This window comes from Kribbella caucasensis, assembly GCF_004361855.1.
GTDB lineage: Bacteria > Actinomycetota > Actinomycetes > Propionibacteriales > Kribbellaceae > Kribbella > Kribbella caucasensis.
In genome coordinates, this window is the sequence record NZ_SNWQ01000023.1 from 20,332 (window position 1) to 39,514 (window position 19,183).

At 67.7% G+C, this 19,183-nt stretch carries 15 protein-coding genes; 10 read left to right on the forward strand and 5 right to left on the reverse strand.

Going from position 1 to position 19,183, the window contains the following annotated elements; translation table 11 throughout:
* Nucleotides 1–59 precede the first annotated feature (59 nt).
* The gene (locus tag EV643_RS35060) at nucleotides 60–2,363 is read right to left on the reverse strand and encodes an ATP-binding protein (RefSeq protein ID WP_133804507.1); all 2,304 of its coding nucleotides are present in this window, start codon (nucleotides 2,361–2,363) and stop codon (nucleotides 60–62) included.
* A gap of 135 nt (nucleotides 2,364–2,498) precedes the next feature.
* Between EV643_RS35060 and uraH the strand changes: the two genes are divergently transcribed.
* Nucleotides 2,499–2,822 (forward strand): hydroxyisourate hydrolase, encoded by a 324-nt coding sequence (gene uraH / locus EV643_RS35065; protein WP_133804508.1) that lies wholly within the window; start codon nucleotides 2,499–2,501, stop codon nucleotides 2,820–2,822.
* Nucleotides 2,823–2,871: 49 nt separating this feature from the next.
* Here the strand turns inward: uraH and EV643_RS35070 are convergent, their stop codons facing one another.
* Nucleotides 2,872–4,761: a hypothetical protein gene (locus EV643_RS35070; RefSeq protein WP_133804509.1), complete on the reverse strand. Its 1,890-nt coding sequence runs from the start codon at nucleotides 4,759–4,761 to the stop codon at nucleotides 2,872–2,874.
* A 334-nt stretch (nucleotides 4,762–5,095) separates the two neighbouring features.
* Between EV643_RS35070 and EV643_RS35075 the strand changes: the two genes are divergently transcribed.
* The 8 genes from EV643_RS35075 to EV643_RS35110 all read left to right on the forward strand — a co-directional run bounded on the left by EV643_RS35075 (nucleotide 5,096) and on the right by EV643_RS35110 (nucleotide 14,091).
* Nucleotides 5,096–5,974, forward strand: a complete 879-nt coding sequence (locus EV643_RS35075) for an FAD binding domain-containing protein (RefSeq protein ID WP_133804510.1) — start codon at nucleotides 5,096–5,098, stop codon at nucleotides 5,972–5,974.
* Nucleotides 5,975–5,986: 12 nt separating this feature from the next.
* Nucleotides 5,987–6,472, forward strand: a complete 486-nt coding sequence (locus EV643_RS35080; protein WP_133804511.1) for a (2Fe-2S)-binding protein — start codon at nucleotides 5,987–5,989, stop codon at nucleotides 6,470–6,472.
* The gene (gene pucD, locus EV643_RS35085; RefSeq protein ID WP_133804512.1) at nucleotides 6,469–8,790 is read left to right on the forward strand and encodes a xanthine dehydrogenase subunit D; all 2,322 of its coding nucleotides are present in this window, start codon (nucleotides 6,469–6,471) and stop codon (nucleotides 8,788–8,790) included. The genes EV643_RS35080 and pucD overlap by 4 nt, the downstream gene beginning before the upstream one ends.
* A gap of 88 nt (nucleotides 8,791–8,878) precedes the next feature.
* Entirely contained in the window at nucleotides 8,879–9,895 is a 1,017-nt protein-coding gene (locus tag EV643_RS35090; protein ID WP_133804513.1) for a LacI family DNA-binding transcriptional regulator, read from the forward strand.
* Between the two features lie 124 nt (nucleotides 9,896–10,019).
* Nucleotides 10,020–11,312, forward strand: a complete 1,293-nt coding sequence (locus EV643_RS35095; RefSeq protein ID WP_133804514.1) for an ABC transporter substrate-binding protein — start codon at nucleotides 10,020–10,022, stop codon at nucleotides 11,310–11,312.
* Nucleotide 11,313: 1 nt separating this feature from the next.
* Nucleotides 11,314–12,264, forward strand: a complete 951-nt coding sequence (locus EV643_RS35100; RefSeq protein ID WP_133804515.1) for a carbohydrate ABC transporter permease — start codon at nucleotides 11,314–11,316, stop codon at nucleotides 12,262–12,264.
* 1 nt (nucleotide 12,265) lies between these two features.
* A complete protein-coding gene (locus EV643_RS35105) occupies nucleotides 12,266–13,144 on the forward strand; it encodes a carbohydrate ABC transporter permease (RefSeq protein WP_133804516.1) in 879 nt (292 codons plus the stop codon).
* The gene (locus EV643_RS35110; protein ID WP_133804517.1) at nucleotides 13,144–14,091 is read left to right on the forward strand and encodes a glycoside hydrolase family protein; all 948 of its coding nucleotides are present in this window, start codon (nucleotides 13,144–13,146) and stop codon (nucleotides 14,089–14,091) included. The genes EV643_RS35105 and EV643_RS35110 overlap by 1 nt, the downstream gene beginning before the upstream one ends.
* 65 nt (nucleotides 14,092–14,156) lie before the next feature.
* Here EV643_RS35110 and EV643_RS35115 read toward each other — a convergent pair whose 3' ends face one another.
* Nucleotides 14,157–15,296, reverse strand: coding sequence for an epoxide hydrolase family protein (locus tag EV643_RS35115; RefSeq protein ID WP_133804518.1), 1,140 nt, complete (start codon nucleotides 15,294–15,296; stop codon nucleotides 14,157–14,159).
* A gap of 60 nt (nucleotides 15,297–15,356) precedes the next feature.
* Between EV643_RS35115 and EV643_RS35120 the strand changes: the two genes are divergently transcribed.
* Complete coding sequence (locus EV643_RS35120; RefSeq protein ID WP_133804519.1) at nucleotides 15,357–16,334, forward strand: helix-turn-helix transcriptional regulator; 978 nt, start codon at nucleotides 15,357–15,359, stop codon at nucleotides 16,332–16,334.
* Nucleotides 16,335–16,364: 30 nt separating this feature from the next.
* On the opposite strand, the gene EV643_RS35125 is transcribed toward EV643_RS35120, so the two are convergent.
* Together EV643_RS35125 and EV643_RS35130 are read right to left on the reverse strand one after the other, a co-directional pair.
* On the reverse strand, nucleotides 16,365–17,009 hold the full coding sequence (locus EV643_RS35125; RefSeq protein WP_133804520.1) for a response regulator transcription factor: 645 nt from the start codon (nucleotides 17,007–17,009) through the stop codon (nucleotides 16,365–16,367).
* The gene (locus tag EV643_RS35130) at nucleotides 17,006–19,075 is read right to left on the reverse strand and encodes a sensor histidine kinase (protein ID WP_133804521.1); all 2,070 of its coding nucleotides are present in this window, start codon (nucleotides 19,073–19,075) and stop codon (nucleotides 17,006–17,008) included. Before EV643_RS35130 ends, EV643_RS35125 begins: the two co-directional genes overlap by 4 nt.
* Nucleotides 19,076–19,183 lie beyond the last annotated feature (108 nt).

Here is a 19,183-nt window from a genome sequence, read left to right on the forward strand (position 1 = left end):
GGTAAGACCACGCTGATTGACAACGGTGGACTGAGGCATCGGGAGACCTACGGGTTTCACTACGTACTTCGCTGCTCGGTGACCCAGCTCGCGACCTGGGCGCGGGAGCTGAAGCCGAGTTTGCTGAGGATGTGCTCGACGTGCGTCTCGGCCGTCCGCTGGGCGATGACGAGCCGTGCGGCGATCTCGCGGTTGCTCAGCCCCTCGGCGAGCAGTTCGGCGATCTCGTACTCCCGCCGAGTCAGCCCACCGGCCGGCCTGGCCTTGACACCGGGGCGCTCCTCTTCCGAGCCGAGCGCCAGCGCGACCGCCTGCTCGAACGAGTACGCCGCCGCTTCCGCGTACGCCTTCTCGTAGGTGGCCGGCCCCAGCGCCTGCCGTACTCGCTCAATGGACTGATTGTCGAATTGGCTGTACGGCGTGGTCTGGTTGACGTGCGCGCCGCTGGATCGCCAGACCGCGCGCGATGCTCCGAGCAGCTTGGCGGCGTGCTCGTTCGGCGCCGACGAGCTCGCGCACCAGGAGAGGGCCTGAACGGCGAAGCCGATGCCGGTCCGCTCGTTCAGCGGCAGCCACAGCCGGATGGCCTCGCGTAGAGATCGCGCGGCCTCCTCGTTCCGGCCCTGGTCACGCCACTGGACGATGGCGATCCCCCACAGCGCGTAGCCCTTCGATGAAGCAGCGTCGTCGGCCACGTCGAGCGCCTCGGCGCTGAAGCGGTCCGCGCGCGGGTCACCGAGGAAGAAGGTGGCGGCTGCCAGCAGGATCAGGGTGTCGAACTCGCCGAGCCCGTCACCGATCGCCCGGAAGCGGGCCAGCCCGTCCTCCAGGCGCACGATCGCGGCGGCGAGATCACCCGCGTAGATGAGGGCATGACCGGAGATCTCCGCGATCCTGGCTCGCAGCAGGTCGTCGTCGAATCGCTCGGCGAGGGTGTCGCACTCGGCCAGCATCCGGTACAGCTGTTCCGTCTCGCCGGCGAACAGTGCGAGGTAGCAGCCGGACCACAGCGCCATGGCCCGGGAGTGAGTCTGCTCCGGGGCGAGTGCGAGCGCCCGGACCAGATACCGGTGTCCCTCGCGAAGGAACCCGGCGAACCAGAAGTTCCAGATCGGGCCGGCGATCTCCAGGGCTTTGGCCGCCTCGCCGGGTTGCTCGAGGCAGAAGTCCAGCGCGGCGCGGAGGTTGCCGTGTTCGGTGCGCATCCGGATGAACCAGTCCGCCTGGCGTGGGCTGAAGCAGTCCTCCTCCCACCGGGCCGCCAACTCCCGGTAGTAGTCGCGGTGCCTCGTCCGTAGTACGGCGGTGCCTGCCTCGCCGAGCCGGGCGGCGCCGTACTGCCTGATGGTTTCGAGCATGGTGTACCAGGCGGACGTGTGGTCCGTGGCCGCGGTGCGGACGATGATCGACTTGCTGAGCAGACCGGCAATCAGGTCGAGCACAGCGTCGGGTTCGATGCCGCCACCAGAGCAGACCGCTTCCGCGCCCTCCAGGTCGAATCCGCCGGCGAACACCGAGAGCCGGGCCCACATCACCTGCTCAGCCAGTGAGCACAGGTCGTAGCTCCAGCCGATCGCCGCATCGATCCCCTGTTGCCTTGCCGGCGCGGTGGGCTTTCCCTTCGTGAGCAGCCGGAATCGATCCTCGAGCCGATCCAGGATCTGCGACAGTGACAACGTCCGCATCCACACCGCTGCGAGCTCGATGGCCAGGGGTATGCCGTCCAAGCGCCGGCACAGCTCGATCACCTGGGCACGGTTGGCGTCGTCGATCCCGAACTCCGGCGAGACGGCTCGGGCGCGATCCGCGAACAGCGCCACGGACTCGTAGTGAGTGGCGTCGCCGGCCGCCACCTCCTCAGTCGGAACTGACAGCGGCGGAACCGGGAGGATCTGCTCGCCCTCGACGCCGAGCACGTGGCGGCTGGTGGCGAGGATCCGCAGCTGCGGGGCGGCCGCGAGCAACTTGCTCACCAATACTGCGCACGCCTCGGTGATCTGCTCACAGTTGTCGAGCACGAGCAGTAACTGCTTGTCCTCCAGGTAGTCCGCCAGATCCGCGGCCGGCTCGGCGGACACGTCTCGCAGTTCGAGCGCATTGGCCAGAGTGTGGGCGAGCAGGCCGGGGTCGCGAAGGGCGGCGAGTTCGACGAACCAGACACCGTCGGGGAACGTACGCCGCAGCTCCGCTGTCATCCGCAGCGCCAGCCGCGTCTTGCCCACCCCGCCGACCCCGGTCAGAGTCAGCAACCGGCTGCTCGACAACAGCCGCCGGGCGTCCGCCAGCTCGCGCCGCCGTCCGACGAAGCTGGTCAGCTCCGCCGGCAGCTTGCCACGCCCCGCCGTGGGCTTCACATCCGCCATACCGTTGCTCCGAGCGTTGACCGCATCCTTCAGCGTAGGACGGATCCAGCACGCCGTAGCCGCGGCAGGCGGGCTTACCGGGAGTAGCCTCGGTCTGTGACCCGCCCTGCTCCGGCTGAGGAAGGTGATCGACGGATGATCAGTACCCACGTTCTCGACACGACGACCGGGCGCCCGGCGGCCGGGGTCCAGGTGATCCTCGAGGAGATAGACCCGTTCACCGTCATCGGATCGGCGATCACCGACGAAGACGGCCGGGCCGGTGAGCTGGGCCCCGCGATCGGGCGACCGGGCAACTATCGGCTGATCTTTGAGACCTCGCTGTACTACGCGAAAGCCGGCCAGACCTGCTTCTACCCTCAGGTCATCGTGTCCTTCAGCGTGACCGATGCGTCGAAACACCTGCACATCCCGTTGTTGATCAGCCCGTTCGCGTATTCGACGTACAAGGGGAGCTGACTAGGACTCTCCCGACCGCATCCGGCTCGGGACCGGGATGCGGCGCTGGCTACTCCAGGTCGGGTGTCGGCCAGGTCGGGTGGGTGCCGGTGTGGTCGACCCGGAAGGTGAACTGGTGCGGGCTGGTCCATTCCAATGCCCCGTCGTCGAGGCGGCGGACCTGCCAGCGTCCGTGCGTTTTCAGGCGGTGGGTGAACCGGCGTAGTGGGGCGAGGTTGGTGGTGGAGGTCTGCTCTGTTGGTCCGAGGGGATCGTAGGGCTGGATGTGGTCGAGGTCGGTGGTGTTGGTGGTGTGCGCGGTGCCGTAGGGGAATTGCTCGACCGGGTAGGTGAGCTTGATCCGTTCCCGGATCCGGGCCGGGATCTCGTAGGCGTCGACAGCGATCTTGTGGTTGAGGTCGATCACCGGTTTCACGATGTAGGGGCGGTGGCCGATGAGTTCGGTGAGCTGGTCGGCGAGGAGTGGGCCGAGGTTCTCCACGCGCAGGACGCCGGTGCCGGTGGCGAGGGTCTGGTCGGTCAGGTGGACATAGACCACGGTCCTGACCGTGCCCGCGGCCGCACGTCGAGTGGGACCGCGCCCACTCGCACCGGGCTCGGTTGCACTCCCGAGGCTGGTGCCGGGGGCGATGCCGTCGAGCCGGTTGAGGGTCGCGTTCAGGGCGCGGCGTGCGGCAGCGTCCATCGGCTCGGCGTCATCGTCGTCGATGGTCGTGAGGGTGGGGTTGCCGGGCCCGGGTGGTGGTCGCCGGGGTGGAGTGTCGAGGGGATCGGGCAGGTCGCTGCTGGGGTGTGGTGCGTCGCGGTCGGTCTCGTCGTCGGGTTCCCGCATCCACCACTCGCCCAGGTCCACGCGGTCGCCGAGGTCGCCAGGGTTGGCGGGGTTGTCGGGCCGGGCCGCGGACCGCGTGTTGCCTGCGGGGTCGGTGGAGTCGACCGGGTCGGAGGCATTACGGTCAACCGGGTCTGCGGGGTCGGCGGGCGCGGCCGGATCGGTCGGCGCGGTCGGGGCCGGATCGCCGGACGCGGCGGGATGCTTCGACCTTGCCGAGGCGGCGGGGCGCGCAGACGCAGCGGGGTTGGAAGGCGCGGCCGGATCGGCGGGGTCAGCGGGCCGGGACGGGGTGGTGGGGGTGGTGGCTGCGGTGCGGGCTTCTTGGGCGGCGGTGAGGAGGGCGAGGGCGTAGTCGGGGTCGGCGAGGATGCCGATCGCCTTGGCTCGGCGGAGGCGGAGGGGGTCGGTGTCGCCGAGGGTCTTCAGGGCGTCGGCGATCGAGTTGATGGTGGCGTCGAAGCGGATCACGTCACCGGAGGCGGCCAGCACGTACATGGCCTTGGTGCCGTTGTCGTCGGATTGGCCGACGTAGACGCCGCGTTCGCGTTGCTTTTGTTTGGCGGCGGCTGCGGCGGCTTCGGGGTCGGCCTTCCAGAGGGCGGCCTTGACGATGGTGGTGAGCCGGGCCGGGGTGACCGAGTCGATGATGCCGGCGACTTCGTGGTCGACGAGCGCGGCGGCCTCCAGGGACAGGTCGAGGCAGGCGGTGGCGATCTTGCGGGCCTTCCACGGGGTCGCCTCGTAGGCCTGGACCATCGCCCAGCAGCGCGGGAGGCGGTGCAGCAGGGCCAGGGCCTGGCCGACGAACTCGGCGGCGACGCCGGCGGAGACGCCGAGCACGACCGCGCCGAACTCGGCCGGTGCGAACTCCGCGATCTCGGGACAGCCCGCACCGCCCAGCACCACACCCCGCTCCCGGCCACGCAGCCGGCCAGACTCACCGCCGCGGTCGCGGCGAGGCAGCCTGTCGACGCTGTGGAGGGCCGCGAACTGCTGGGCATGGACAAGGACACTCACCTCGTGCTCGCGGGCCACGGCGTGATGCTCCGCGGCCGAGGCGAGCACCTCGGCCGCGGTCAGCCCCGACAAGTCTCCTTCGAACATGCTCTAATTCTATCGAACACATGTTCGAATCACCAAATCGTCCGACCCCTGATTTCCCCTTGTTCTCAAGGGGAATCAGGTCAGGTGGGCGGCGCGCAACGCGGGATGGGTGCTATCGGCAACGAAGTTTATGGTGGGTGGTGTGCTGGTGTTGAAGACCCGGTTGCGGCCGGATGCCTGGCGCGGTTGTTCCAGCCGGCGCTGGGGTTCTGCGGGCTGACAGCGTTGGACAGGCCGGGTGTAGCCGGGTTGTGACGGTGGGTGAGATTGGCGCGACTGGTTGGCGGGGGGTTCGGGAAGTCGTTCACTGTAGTGAGACGTACCGGGGGACGAGATGGAGTTCCTGACACCGGAGAGCTGGGACGAAGCGCTGACGGCCAAGGCGCTGAGCCCCGATGCGCTGCCGCTCGCGGGTGGGACTGATGTGATGGTCGAGCTCAACCTGACCGCGCGGCGGCCGCCGTTGCTGCTCGACTTGACCAGGATCCCGGAGCTCACGACCTGGTCGCTCACCGATGACGGCCGGATCCGGCTCGGTGCGGGCGTCACCTATCGTCAGGTGATCGAGGAGCTGAACGACGAACTTCCCGGTTTGGCGATGGCTGCGCGGACTGTTGGATCTCCGCAGATCCGCAACCGGGGCACGGTCGGGGGCAATCTGGGTGCGGCGTCGCCGGCCGGGGATTGCCATCCGCCATTGCTGGCCGTCGGCGCGGAGGTGGAGGTCGCGTCGGTGGTCGGCAGCCGGTTGATACCGATCGACGAGTTCTTCACCGGCGTGAAGCGCAATGCCCTGTCGCCGGAGGAGCTGATCGCCGCGGTGATCGTGCCGACGGCGCGCGGGCCGCAGCAGTTCAGCAAGATCGGTACCCGCAATGCGATGGTGATCGCGGTGTGCTCGTTCGCGATCGCACTCGATGCCCACCATCAGACGGTCGGTACGGGGATTGGCTCGGCCGCCCCGACCCCGATCCGCGCCCACGGAGCCGAGCGGATGCTGACCCACGCACTCAAGAGCCTATGGCAACGGCGTGGTCCGCTGCCTGAAGACCTAGTTCAGCAGTTCGCCTTGAATGTCGCGACGGCCGCTAAGCCGATTGACGACGTTCGCGGTACTGCGGCCTACCGGCAGCACGCGTTGACCGTGATGGCCCGGCGGACCCTGACCTGGGCCTGGGACGAGTACTGGTCGACCGGCGAAGCGGCAGCCTGAGGACGGTGCCGAATGCGGATCACCTGCACGGTCAACGGCCAAACTCACCAGGCCGACGATGTCTGGGAGGGCGAGAGTCTGCTCTATCTCCTCCGTGAACGTCTCGGCCTACCGGGTTCGAAGAACGCTTGTGAGCAAGGCGAATGCGGCTCATGCACCGTCTTCATGGACGACGAGACGGTTTGCGCCTGCCTGGTCGCGGCCGGCCAGGCCGAGGGACGCGAGATCCGGACGATCGAGGGACTGTCCGAAGGGGATCGGTTGCATCCGATCCAGCAGGCGTTCGTCGAAACGGGCGCGGTGCAATGCGGATTCTGTACGCCGGGCCTGCTGATCCAAGTGGCGGATCTGCTGCGGAACAACGCGAATCCGACCGACCTGGAGATCCGCGAGGCGTTGGCGGGGAACCTCTGCCGGTGTACGGGGTACGAGCAGATCATCGAGGCCGTTCGGCTCGCGGCGGCCCGGATCCATCCGACAGGCGAGTTCGCGCGATGACGACGACACAGACCATCACCCACACAGGGCGAATCGGAGACAGCGCCCAACGACCGGACGGGACGCTCAAGGTCACTGGGCAGTTCGCCTACTCCTCGGACCTCTGGATGGACGGGATGTTGTGGGGTGCGACGCTACGCAGTCCGCATCCGTCCGCGCGGATCCGTTCCGTCGACATCGGGCCCGCGCTCGCGGTGCCAGGCGTACATGCGGTGCTCACCAAAGACGACGTACCGGGTCTCAACGCATACGGGCTCGACCATGCAGACCAGCCCGTACTGGCCGCAGATGTCGTGCGCTACCAGGGCGAACCGGTTGCGCTCGTCGCGGCCGACCATCCGGAGACCGCGCGGCTCGCGGCCGAACGCATCGTCGTCGACTACGAACCACTGCCCCCCGTGACGGATGCGATGCTTGCCGTCGGCCACATCTCGTGGGACACGCCCGGGCAGACCGGCGTACCACGGGTGCATCCGGAAGGGAATCTGGTTCGCCACGTCAAGATCCGCAAGGGCGACCCGGATCCGCAGGCCGACGTGGTGATCACAGGTGAGTACGAGGTCGGCATGCAGGACCAGGCGTTCCTCGGTCCCGAGTCGGGGCTCGCCGTACCGGCTGAGGACGGTGGCGTCGACCTGTACGTCGCGACGCAGTGGTTGCATGTCGACCAACGGCAGATCTGTATCGCTCTCGGTCTCGGTCCCGAAAAGGTGCGCCTCACGCTGGCCGGAGTCGGCGGAGCGTTCGGCGGTCGCGAGGACCTGTCGATGCACGTACACGCGTGCCTGCTCGCGTTGCACACGGGTAAACCGGTCAAGATCGTCTACAACCGCACCGAGTCCTTCCTCGGCCACGTACACCGCCACCCGGCCCGGATGCGCTACCAGCATGGCGTACTGCGCGACGGCACGATCGTGTACGTCCGCGCCAGCATCTACCTCGACGGCGGCGCCTACACCTCCAGTACGCCGGCCGTCGTGGCGAACGCCGGCACGATGGGCATCGGCCCGTACGACGTACCGAACGTGCGCGTGGATTGCTACGGCGCCTTCACCAACAACCCACCTTGCGGCGCGATGCGTGGATTCGGGACTGTGCAGGCGGCGTTCGCGTACGAGGCTCAGCTCGACCGGATCGCCGCCGAGCTCGGCCTGGACCCGGTCGACATCCGTTGCCGCAACGCGATGCGTGAGGGGTCGCGGATGACGACCGGCCAACTGGTCGACAGCGCCGCACCGGTCGATGAACTGCTCCGCCGCGTGCAAGCCCTGCCTCTCCCACCACCCGTCGACCCGACTCAACTCGACCTACGCGAACAGCCCGGAGGCGTCTCGAACACCACACACGGCGAAGGGGTACGCCGCGGTGTCGGCTATGCGGTCGCCTTCAAGAACGTCGGCTTCTCGGAGGGCTTCGACGACTACTCCACGGCACGGGTGCGGCTGGAGGTCGTCGGTGGCGAACCAGTGGTCACGGTGCACACCGCGGCGGCCGAAGTCGGGCAAGGGCTGACCACCGTCATCCAACAGATCGTCCGGACCGAACTCGGCGTCGAGAACGTCGTCCTTGCTCCCGCGGACACGCAGATCGGCAACGGCGGCTCCACGTCGGCGTCCCGGCAGACCTACGTGACCGGCGGCGCCGTGAAGGCCGCTTGCGAACTGGTCCGAGGCGAGGTGTTCGACATCGCCCAGACGTGCTATGGGCGGGCTGTTCGCGATCTGCATCTCGTTGACGGCAAGGTCATCTCGCCCGCGGAGGGCGGAATCGGCAGCCTGGCCGACTTGCTGATCGGTACGCCGGTGGAGCGCACGATCGAGTGGCGCCACCGCCCGACATACCCGCTCGATCCTGAGACCGGTCGCGCCGACGCCCACGTCCAGTACGCCTTCGCCGCGCATCGTGCAGTCGTCGACGTCGACACCGAACTCGGCCTGGTCAAGGTCGTCGCGCTCGACTGCGTGCAGGACGTCGGCAAGGCGATCAACCCGCAAGCGGTCCGCGGCCAGATCTACGGCGGCGCCCTCCAAGGCCTCGGGCTCGCGCTGATGGAGGAGATCGTCACCACCGACGGCATAGTCCGCAACGCCTCCTTCACCGACTACCTCATCCCCACCGTCCTGGACGCCCCACCCATGCAGGTCGAGATCCTCGAGTACGCCGACCCGCACGCCCCGTACGGCCTCCGCGGCGTCGGCGAACCCCCCACCATCTCCGCCGGCCCCGCCATCCTCGCCGCCCTCCGCAACGCCACCGGCCTACCCCTGACCCGAATCCCGGTCCGCCCCGAACACCTGATCGGCTCAGTCGGCCGTTGAAAAAACGTTTGGGCACGCGCTCTTGACAGCTCCGGGTGTGCGGGGTGACAGTGTTCGCCACAGGTTGGAAAAACGATTGGGCAACACGATGTCGCAGCGCAAGGTCTCGATCAAGGATGTGGCGGCGCACGCCGGCGTATCGGTCACCACGGTGTCGCACGTCCTGAACGAGGTGCCGGGCAAGCGCATCACCGAGTCGACCCGGGACCGGGTCCGGCGATCGGCCGGTGAGCTCGGATACGCGCCGAGCAGTGTGGCCCGGAATCTCCGGCTGCAGCGGTCGCAGATGCTGGCGATGATCAGTGACGAGATCGCCACCACGCCGCACGCGGGCCGGATGATCCTCGGGGCGCAGGAAGCGGCGTCGAAGGCGGGCTGGCTGCTGATGCTGGTCAACACCGGGTTCGACAGCGAGTTCGAGGCGGCCGAGATCCGGGCGCTCCGGCAGCGGCAAGTGGACGGGTTCCTGTACGCGACCATGTACCACCGGGAGGTCGTCCTGCCCGAGGCGATCGGCGACGTGCCGACAGTGCTGCTGGACGCGCGTTCGAACGACGCGTCGGTGCCGTCGGTGGTCCCGGACGAGGTCCGCGGTGGCCGTACCGCGACCGAGGAGCTCATCCGTCACGGGCACACCCGCATCGGCTTCATCAACAACATCGACGACATCCCGGCGAAGCGCGGACGGCTGGCCGGATACCGGGCCGCGCTAGATGACGCCGGACTGGCCTTCGACCAGCGGTTGGTGGTCGATGGAAGATCCGAGACCGAGGGCGGACTGCAAGCCGCCCGTAAGTTGCTGTCGGCAACCGATCGACCGACCGCGTTGTTCTGCTTCAACGACCGGATGGCCATGGGGGCGTACCACGCCGCGGCCGAGCTCGGTCTGCGTATTCCGGAGGATCTGTCGGTGGTCGGGTTCGACAACCAGGAACTCATCGCCGATGGACTCCGGCCCGTCCTCACCACAGTCGCGCTGCCGCACTACGAGATGGGCGCGTGGGCCGTGGAGACATTGATAACCCAGATCGAGGGACGAGAACTCAGCGGACCGCGGCAGGTGGAACTGAACTGCCCGCTGGTTCCCCGGAACTCGGTCGCCTAGCACCTCGACTTCGCCAGACATCCCGCTGCACAACGCAGTACGGGCAGCTTGGCCCTGCCCAAACAGCACCGCCCAAACAGCACTGCCCAAGAAGCACTGCCCAAGAACGAAAGGGAAACAGACCATGTCACGCACACCGAAGCTGGTTGCCCTGCTGGCCGCCGCGGCCGTCGGACTGACCGGCTGCTCGTCGGGATCCTCCGACAGCGGCGCCAGTAACGAAGGCGGCGTCACCACCCTCGAGTTGTGGACCCACAACGGCGGCAATCCGACCGAGCTCGCCGTGAACAAGAAGGTGGTCGACGCCTTCAACGCGAGCCAGTCCAAGTACAAGGTGAAGCTGCAGTCGTTCCCGCAGGCGTCGTACAACGACGCGGTCACCGCCGCGGCGTCGGCGAAGAAGCTGCCCTGCGTCATGGACATCGACGGGCCGAACGTCCCCAACTGGGCCTGGGCCGGCTACCTGCAGCCGCTCGACCTGGGTGCCGGATTCTTCGACAAGCAGCTGCCGAGCACGCTGGGCAAGGTCGACGACAAGGTGTACTCGTTCGGCCACTACGACGTCGCGATGAGCTTGATCGCCCGCAAGTCCGTCCTCACCCAGAACGGCATCCGGATCCCGACCCTCGACCAGCCGTGGACCGGCGACGAGTTCGACGCGGCGGTCGGCAAGATCAAGGCCGGCGGCAAGTTCGCCTTCCCGCTCGACATGGGTACGGCGGGGACGGGCGAATGGATCCCGTACGCCTACTCGCCGTTGCTGCAGAGTTTCGGGGGAGACCTGGTGAACCGCGAAACCTACCAGAGCGCGACGGGTGTGCTGAACGGTCCGGAGGCGCTCGAGTGGGCGAGCTGGTTCCGCGGCCTGATCACCAAGGGCTACGCGCAGCAGAAGTCCGGCAAGGACTCGACCGTCGACTTCGTGAACGGCAAGTCCGCGATCATGTGGAACGGCAGCTGGGCGGCCGACGCGGTGACGAAGAAGTTCGGCGCCGACGTGGTCTTCCTGCCACCGCCGGACTTCGGCAAGGGTCCGAAGATCGGTGGCGCGTCCTGGCAGTGGGGCATGTCCTCGTCCTGCGCGGCCAAGGACGGCGCGCTGGAGTACCTGAAGTTCTCGGCCAAGCCGGAGTACTACGTCGACTACGCGACGGCACTCGGCCTGATCCCGGCGAACACCGATGCCGCGGCGCAGGTGCCGAACTTCGCCCCGGGCGGCAAGTACCGGTTCTTCCTCGAGCTCTCCCAGAAGCATGCCCTGGTTCGCCCGGTGACACCGGCATACCCGTTCATCGCCTCGACGTTCCAGAAGGCGGTCTCGGACATTCTGGCCGGCGGTGACGCGCAGAAGATCCTCGACAAGGCCGCCAAGGACATCGACAACAACATCAAGTCCAACGGCAACTACGAGTTCTGACATGTCCACGACCACGGCTCCCGAGCAAGTTGCCGAGGATGTCCTGCCGCGCCAGCATCGGCGCGGCGGGACCCGGACGGCGCGAACGCACGAGACGCTGATCGGCGCCGCGATGGCCTCGCCGGCCGTCATCTTGCTGATCGTCTTCTTCCTGGTCCCGGTGCTGCTGGCGTTCGGGCTCGCCTTCACCAACGCCCGGCTGATCTCGCCGCGGCCGCCGCACTTCGTCGGCGCGGACAACTTCATCAGGCTCTTCGGCGACAGCCTGTTCTGGGCCTCGCTGCGCAACACCGCGTACTTCGCCGTTGTGGTGGTTCCGGTGCAGGCCGGGCTGGCGCTGGTGCTGGCCTTGCTGGCCAACGCGAAGGTCCGGGGAACCAACTTCTTCCGGACCGTGTACTTCGCTCCGGTGGTCACCTCGATGGTGGTGATCTCGCTGTTGTGGCGGTTCATCTACCAGCCGGACGGGCTGTTGAACAAGATCATCGAGGCGGTGTCGTTCGGCCAGTGGCACGGAACGGACTGGCTGAACAACCCGTCCACGGCAATGCCGGCCATCATGTTCATGTCGATCTGGCAGGCCGTCGGATTCCACATGATCATCTGGCTGGCCGGGCTGCAGACCATCTCGCGTGACCTGTACGAGGCGGCCGCTCTGGACGGGGCGTCCACCTGGAAGACGTTCACCCACATCACCTGGCCGGGCCTGCGAGCGACGCGCACGTTCATCCTGATCACGATTACGATCGCGGCACTCAGCCTCTTCACCCAGATCAGCGTGATGACCCAGGGCGGCCCGCTCGACTCGACGACCACGGTGGTCTTCATGGCGGTCCGATCCGGGTACGAGCAGCAGTCGACCTCGTACGCGGCGGCCGTCTCGCTGGTGTTCTTCGTTCTGGTGCTGGCGGTCTCGGGCGTCCAGCGCTTCCTGACCAGAGAGCAGGACTGACATGACGACCTCCACCGCCAGGCGCGGCCGGCTGATTCAGGTGGCGCGATCGGCTCTGGTGATCTTCTTCGCGTTCCCACTCCTCTTCATGTTCGTCGCGTCCTTCAAACCGGACGCGCAGATCTTCGCCGACCTCGGTTCGATCAAGGCGATCCTGCCGGTGGGTGACGTCTCGCTGGAGAACTACCGGGGCGTGTTCGACCGGGTCCCCGCCGCGCGGTTCCTGGTCAACTCGGTGCTGGTCTCGGCGGTGACGGTTGTGCTGGGCATCTTGATCAACAGCATGGCCGCGTTCGCGCTGTCGAGGATGCGCTGGCGCGGGCGTCGCGTCGTACTGGCCGCCATCATCGCGACGCTGATCGTTCCGTTCGAGACCTTCGCGCTGCCACTGGTGTGGTGGGTCAACAAGCTGCCCTGGCTGGAGATCCACGGCTTCCAGTTGCGGCTGACCGAAGGCTGGCTCGACACCTACCAGGTGCAGATCCTGCCGTTCGTCGCCAACGCGTTCTCGATCTACCTGTTCTACCAGTACTTCACCAGCATCCCGGTCGAGCTCGACGAGGCCGCGCGGATGGACGGTGCCGGGTGGTTCGGCATCTACCGGCGCGTCGTGATGCCGCTGTCCGGGCCGGCCATCGCGACCGTCGCGATCCTGACCTTCCTGCCCGCCTGGAACTCCTACCTCTGGCCCCTGATGGTGGTGCAGAGCGAGGAACTCCGCCCGGTGATGATCGGCATCCAGTACTTCTTCCAACTCAACGTCTCTTGGGGACAGATCATGGCCTACGCCTCGATGATCACCGTGCCGGTGCTCGTCCTGTTCGTCGCGTTCCAGCGCGCCTTCATCGGCAGCATCGCCTCGGCGGGGGTCAAGGGCTGATGCTCGAGCTTCCCGACTCGTGGGTGTGGGACTTCTGGATCGCGCAGGACGGCGATCAGTACCACCTCTTCTTCCTGTACGCCTCCCGCGCGCTGCACGATCCCGACCGGCGTCACGGCCGTGCGTCGATCGGGCACGCGGTCTCGGATGACCTACGGCACTGGACGCGGTTGCCGGACGCCTTGGTGCGGGGCGAGGCCGGGGACTTCGACGAGACCGCGACCTGGACCGGTTGCGTCGTGCAAGGGCCTGACAGTCGGTGGTACATGTTCTACACGGGCGGAAGGGACGAGGGCGGGGCGATGATCCAGCGGATCGGGCTGGCGACCTCGGACGACCTGATCACCTGGCACAAGTACACCGGCAACCCACTCCTCGAGGCCGATCCGCGGTGGTACGAGAAGTACGACGGAGCCTCGTGGTTCGACGAGGCCTGGCGAGACCCCTGGGTGTACCCGGACCCGGACGGCGACGGGTGGCACATGCTGATCACCGCCCGCGCCGGCCACGGACCGGTCGACGACCGTGGCGTCGTCGGCTACGCCCGATCCAAAGACCTGCTCCACTGGGACGTCCAGCCCCCACTCAGCCGGCCGGGCGCCGGATTCGGGCACCTGGAGGTCTTCCACGTCGAGGAGGTCGACGGCCAAGTCGTTCTGCTGTTCAACTGCCTGCGCGGCGAAATGGCGGCGTGGCGAAACAAGACCGCAGGCAGCGGCGGTATCTGGTCCCTCGTGACCGATAACCTCACCGGACCATTCGACATCGCCAAGGCAACCCCACTCACCGACGACTCCCTGTACGTCGGGCGTCTGGTGCGGGATCCCGACTGCGCGTGGGTGCTCCTCGCCTTCCACAACGAAGGCCCCGACGGCTTCATCGGCGCCATCAGCGACCCGATGCCCGTCTTCCTGGCCGCCGACGGCCTGACCCTCAAACCCTCCTGACGTGACCACCGTGCCGTCGGCAAGCCTCTGCCGGCGGCACGGTGGTCACACTCGCTCGGGATGAGTCAGCTCTTGCGGAGGCCGGCGAAGAATTGGCGGAGGTCGGCGACCACGTCGTTCGGGCGTTCGAGGGAGGCGAAGTGGCCGCCGTCGGGGAAGTTGGACCAGTGCACGATGTTGGTGTTGTCGCGCTCGGCCAGGGGGCGGATGGTCTTGAAGTCGTCGGCGAAGACGGCGACGCCGGTCGGCGCGTTGTTGACGGCTGGTTCGGCGCCGGAGTGCGCCTCCTCGTAGTGGTAGCGGCCGGCCGTCGCGGACGTGTTGGTGAACCAGTAGAGCGTGACCTCGGTGAGGATCTGGTCCCGGCTCACCAGGCTGGTGCCGTTGCCGAAGTTGTTGAAGAGTTCGTTCCAGGCGAGCTGGCCGACCGGTGAGTCGGAGATGCCGACGGCAACGGTCTGCGGGCGGGTCGAGTTGATCGCGTTGTAGCCGCCGACCGACTGGAACCACTCGAGGTGCTGGAGTGCCGCGTAGTCCTCGGGGGTGAACTTCTCGAACTCGGCCGGGTCGCCCGACGGGAACGAGAACAGTTGCAGCACGTGCAGCCCGAGGAATCCGGGCGGGTTCAGCACTCCGAGCTCGCGGGAGATCATGGCGCCGCCGTCGCTCCCGTGCACGCCGTACGACCCGTACCCGAGCTTGCGCATCAACTTGTCGTACGTGCGGGCCACCCGCGCCATCGTCCAGCCGCGGTCCGCGACCGGAGTACTGAATCCGAAGCCGGGCATGGACGGTACGACGACCGAGAACGCGTCGGCCGCATCGCCGCCGTGTGCCTCCGGATCGGTCAACGGGCCGATCAGGTCGAGGTAGTCGACGAACGAACCCGGGTACGTGTGGGTCAGCAGCAACGGCGTCGCGCCCTCGACCGGCGACGGGACGTGGATGAAGTGGATGGTCTGCCCGTCGATCTCGGTCAGGTAGTGCGGGAACTCGTTCATCCGCTTCTCCTGCGCCCGCCAGTCGAAACCGTTCTGCCAGTGGTCGACCATCTCGCTCAGGTAGTGGTTCGGGGTGCCGTAGTCCCAGTCGTCGCCGGGTACGGGCTCGGGCAGCCGCGTCCGCGCGAGGCGGGCGAGCAGATCGTCCAGGTCAGCCTGGGCGATGTCGACGGTGAAGGGCCGGATGTCCGTTGTCGTGTTCATGGCTTCACCGTAAAACCCGTATAGGAACGATAGATTCCTATTTGTGCGACAATTCTTCGCATGCGTGAAACCTCGTCCAGATTGCTCTCTCTACTGGCCCTGATGCAGACGCGGCCGGCCTGGACCGGCGCGGAACTGGCCGAGCGGCTCGATGTCAGTACGAGGACGATCCGCAACGACATCGACCGGTTGCGCGAACTCGGTTATCCGGTCGACGCCGTACGCGGCCCGGCCGGGTACTACCAGCTCGGGGTCGGCGCCAAGTTGCCGCCGCTACTCCTGGACGACGAGGAGGCCGTGGCGGTCGCGGTCGGCCTGCGGACCGGTGCCGGTGTCACCGGGATGGAGGAGAGCAGCGCCCGCGCCCTGGCGAAGCTCGAACAGGTCCTCCCGCACCGCCTCCGCCGCCAGGTGAACGCGATCCACACGACGATGTCGAAGGGGCCCGACAACACCGGCTCCAACGTCAAGGACCCCGAGGTGGCGCCCGAACTCCTCACCACCATCGCCGCCGCCATCCGCGACGAACACTTCCTCCGCTTCGACTACGCGACCCTGGACATGCCGATCCTGGTTGAGCCTTATCGCCTCGTCAGCTGGCAGCGGTACTGGTACCTCGTCGCCCGCGACGAGTCCGGCGACTGGCACACCTACCGCGTCGACTGGATCACCCTCCGCATGGCCACCGGCCGCCGCTACAAGCCTCGCCCGATGCCCGATGGCGACTACATAGATTTCGTACTCCGCGACGTCGCGTCGACCGGCTGGAAGGTGCACGCCCGCATCACCGTGTTCGCCTCCGCCGACGAAGTCCTCTCCCGCATCCACGCGGCCGTCGGCATCGTCGAGTCGATCGACGACCACACCTGCGTCCTCGTCACCGGCGCCGACTCCCTCGAAATCATCGCCGTCTACATCGGCATGCTCGGCCTCGACTTCCACGTCACCGCCCCGCCCGCCCTGGTGAAGCACCTGGAAGTCATCGGCACCCGCTACCGCAAGGCCATCGAACCCCTCCGGCCACGCTCCAACCAGTAGCTGTGGGCGGGGGGTCCGCCAGGGGTTGCGTTAGTGGTCGCCGAGGCCGGCGTTGCGGGCTTGGATGATGGCGGAGGGGCGGTCGGCGACGCCTAGTTTGGTGAAGATCGAGGAGACGTTGTTCGCGACGGTCTTGGGGGACAGGGACAACCGGTCGGCGATGGTGGCGTTGGGGAGGCCGGCGGCGAGGAGGTCGAGGATCTCGCGTTCGCGGGTGGTCAGGTCGGGGAACGGGTCGGGCGCGGTCGACGGGGGAGCGGAGAAGAACGTCAGCATCCGGCGGGCGACCCCAGGGCCGAAGATCGCTTCGCCGGCCGCGACGGCGTGGATGGCGCGGGCGATCTCGTCCTGTTCGGCGCCCTTGACGAGATAGCCGCGAGCACCCGCACGCATCGCGGCGAACACCGAGTCATCGTCCTCGAACATCGTCAGCACCAGAACGGCGACCGAAGGAGCGGTGCGCGCCAACTCGCGTGTCGCCGCGAAGCCGTCCAGGTCGGGCATCTGGAGATCCAGTACGGCGACGTCGGGCTTCAACGTCACCGCCTCACGCACCGCCTCCCGCCCGGTCGACGCGACGGCCACAACCTCGATCCCCGGCAACGACGAGAGCAACGCGGACAACCCGGCCCGCACCACCGGATGATCGTCCGCCAACAGCACCCGAATGCTCATCTCTCCATCACCACCAGAGGAAAGCTAGCGTGCACTCGGCCGCCATTAGGGGATGGGCCCGCTTCGAAGAGGCCGCCGAGTTCCGCTGCTCGTTCGCGCATTGCCTGGAGGCCGACGCCGGGGATCCAGGCGCCGTTGGGTGGTCCGTCGTCGGTCACCTCGATCTCCAACTCGGAACCACAGCGCACTGACACGACCGCGGCCGTCGCGCGCGAGTGGCGTACGACGTTGGTGAGCGCCTCGGTGGCGATCCGGTACGCCGCGACCTCGAGCGCGGCCGGCAACGTCGGCAGGCTGTCGGCGGCAACCTTCACCGATACCGATGCGCCGTCCGCCCGCCAGGACAACTGGTCCGCTCGCTGCTGTAGTGCGCCGACCAAACCGAGTTCGTCCAACGCGGATGGTCGCAGGTCGTCGATCAGGCGGCGTACGTCGGCGATCGCGGTCCGCGTATCCGTACGCAAGGTGCCAAGCAGCGACGACGCACGATCCGGATCCGCCGAGACCAGGTTCGCGGCGGCGTCGGCGGTGAATGCGACCCCGGTCAACGTCGGGCCGAGTCCGTCGTGCAGATCCCGGCGCAACCGTCGACGTTCCTCCTCGCGTGCGGCGACCAGTTTCTCCCGGGATGCTTGGAGTTCGGCGGACAACTGCGTCGCGTGGACGGCGACGGCCAGCGGTACGGCGACCAGGGCGAGCACGTTCCGGTCGGCGACCGACAACGCCGATTCACCCGGCCGAAGCCCGATCAGCAGTACCCCGACCGGGCTCCCGCCGTAGGAGAGCTCCACCGGTACTACGCCTGGCGGCGCGAGTGGTGTGGTGGTGTCTGGCCGGCCTGGTTCGGGTGAACCCGCTGTTGCGATGAGTTCACCGTTCGACGAGAGAGCGACGTACGGGAGTCGCAGGGCTGAGCGGATTGCGGAGACGACGCCGGTCATACCGCCTTCGGGGTTGGCGGACAGTTCCTCGCCGACGCGGGACGCCACCCTCGCGGGATCGCGCCGATCGCCGTACATGGCCCGGTCGACCAGCCGTTGGAGACGCGGTAGGACCGGCGCGATCAGCAGCGCCACGATCACCGTCAGCGCGGCCGACCGACCGAACCGCGAGGAGATGAACGAATCCGTCACCGCGACCAGCGCCGCATAGGAGCCGATGGCAACGATCGACAACAGCGCCCACGCGATCGCCCGCGACACGACCAGCCGGATGTCGAGCAACTGGTGCCGCACGATCGCGACCGCCACCGCAGCGGGTACCAGCGGGATCGCGAGCAGCACGAAGATCGGCGTACCCGCCACCAGAGCCCAGGGAATCATGAACGCCACCGCGATCACGGCTGCCAGCAGCAGCCAGAGCAGCTGACGCCTACCGGTATCGGAGGCCCGGCGATAGCGGATGACCAGGCAGACGATCGCGAGCGCGAACGCCAGCAGACCGCGGAGCTCGGTCGCAATCCACAGTGGTTGCAACGTGTCATAAGAAGACAGGGTCAGGTACCCGCTCGGCCCGCCTTCGAACGGCGACTCGGGCGACAAACCCATCTCCAGCGCGAACAGCGGCGAGGTGAGGACGACTGCCCAAGCCACCGGTCGCCAGCGCGGCGAGACCAGCCGGCCGTCCGGGAACAACAGCAACGCGAGCGGCAGGAACAGCCCGATCGACCACGGCCAAGACCAGGAGAAGATCGTCAACGCCAGCCGCTGCAGTTCGACCGGCGCGGAGTTGTCGTGGAGGAGCTGCGCGAGCGGTGCGCCGACTGCGGTGGTGGCATGACCGATGCCGTCGGCCACGAAAAGCCAGCCGATCGGGTTCGACGGCCGGTGCCAGGCGATCACCGCGCCGCAGATCGCGAACGCACAGCCCATCAGGCCGTTCGTCACGACGAAACTCTCGAGTGCGTCCTGGAACGACCAGCCGACCACGACCGCCAGCACCACCGCTGCGATCACCTCGAGGACGGCGAACGTCCCCAGCCCGGCTGCCAGCCGGCGCCGGCCCAGCGCGGCCGCCAACGGACGCCGCTCCGCCAGCCGCTTACTCAGCGACACGGTCCCTCCCATGGGAATCAGTGTGCGCCTTCAAGTGTCCCGGCGTCCCGGGATTGCGATCCCGCCGCGCCCGGGCGATCTCCCGTACGCGAGGGACGGCCGCCTCAGGCGAGGGGATCG